Origin of the sequence: Streptomyces sp. NBRC 110028, assembly GCF_001417735.1 — a bacterium.
Lineage (GTDB): Bacteria > Actinomycetota > Actinomycetes > Streptomycetales > Streptomycetaceae > Streptomyces.
Map to the genome: position 1 here is coordinate 1 of NZ_BBUZ01000002.1, position 1662 is coordinate 1662.

The 1662-nt window shown below is 68.8% G+C and carries 1 protein-coding gene; it reads left to right on the forward strand.

Annotated elements, in window-relative coordinates:
- The first annotated feature begins 125 nt into the window (after positions 1–125).
- Positions 126–1502: an IS1380 family transposase gene (locus ASC60_RS00015; protein WP_055545434.1), complete on the forward strand. Its 1377-nt coding sequence runs from the start codon at positions 126–128 to the stop codon at positions 1500–1502.
- Positions 1503–1662 lie beyond the last annotated feature (160 nt).

Below are 1662 nucleotides of genomic sequence, written 5' to 3' on the forward strand. Positions count from 1 at the left end.
TAACCTCGCGCTTTCACGAGGTGGGCTGTCCAAGAGTTGATCAGAAACACGGAAAGTGCCCTTGACCTGCAACGATGGGACTTGCTGAGGGTCCTGTTGGCTGCAAGGAAAAGAGCACTTTCCAGGTGAGAGAGCCTATCTCGTCGTACCCACGTGTCCGTGTCCAGGGAGACGGTCGGCAGGTGGTCTCGCAGGCCGGTGCGGTCCTGCTGCTGGAGACGGCCCGCAAGACGGGCCTTGACCAGGCGATATCCGCAGCTCTGGCTCCGTGGCGGAAGCCGCGGGCCGTCCACGATCCCGGCAAGATCCTCCTGGACGTCGCCATGGCGCTCGCACTGGGCGGGGACTGCCTCGCGGACGTCGCCATGCTGCGGTGTGAGCCGGCCGTCTTCGGCCAGGTCGCCTCCGACCCGACCGTCTCCCGCTTGATCGACACCCTCGCCGCATCCGGCGAGAAAGCCCTGCAGGCCGTCCGGTCCGCACGCTCCGAAGTCCGTCATCGTGCCTGGTCGTTGGCCGGCGAGAACGCCCCGGACGCCGACGGTCAGGTCACCGTCGACCTCGATGGCGTCCTCGTGATCGCCCACTCCGACAAGCAGGACGCGGCCGCAACCTGGAAGAAGACCTACGGTCATCACCCGCTGACGGCCTTCGTCGACCACGGACCGGGCGGAACCGGAGAGCCCGTCGCCACCCTCCTCAGACCGGGAAACGCGGGCTCCAACACCGTCGCCGACCACATCACCACCGCCCAACTCGCCCTGGCCCAACTACCCAAGCGCTACCGACGAGGACGGCAGACGCTGATCCGCACGGACTCCGCCGGCGGCACCCACGACTTCGTGTCCTGGCTCGCCAAACGGGGCCGATGGCTGTCCTACTCGGTCGGCATGACGGTCACCGAAGCGATCCACGAACACGTACTGAAGGTCCCAGCCTCGGCCTGGACCCCGGCCGTCGAGGCCGACGGTGAGGCCCGGGACGGGGCCTGGGTCGCCGAACTCACCGGCAAGCTCCTGGACGGCTGGCCCAAGGGCATGCGGCTCATCGTCCGCAAGGAACGGCCGCATCCCGGCGCCCAGTTGAGGATCACGGACGCGGACGGCATGCGGATCACGTGCTTCGCGACCAACACCACCGGCCTGCCGATCGCCGAGCTCGAACTCCGTCACCGGCTCCGGGCACGGGCCGAGGACCGAATCCGGGCCGCCCGGGCCACCGGCCTGCGCAACCTGCCCCTGCACCACACAGCCCAGAACCGGGTCTGGATGGAGATCGTCCAGATCGCGCTCGACCTGCTGGCCTGGATGCCCATGCTCGCCCTGACCGGCCGGGCAAGGCTCTGGGAACCGCGTCGCTTGCGGTTCCGCCTGTTCTCCGCAGCCGGCAAGCTCGTCACCACCGGTCGGCGCAGGATTCTCCGCCTCGCCCGGCACTGGCCCTGGACCGGCGAGATCACCGCCGCCCTTGAACGACTCGCGCTCCTGCCCGACCCCGGCTGACCAGCAACCCACCGTCCCTGCGACAGCATCACCCGCCCCGGGCAGTGGAACCCGGCGCCCACCCGACGCGACAGCCGGGCCACCGGCCTGCCCGGCATCAGCTCCAGAAAGCAAAAGGGGTCCACCGACTCCATCGGCGGACCCTCAAGAAAGATCGAGG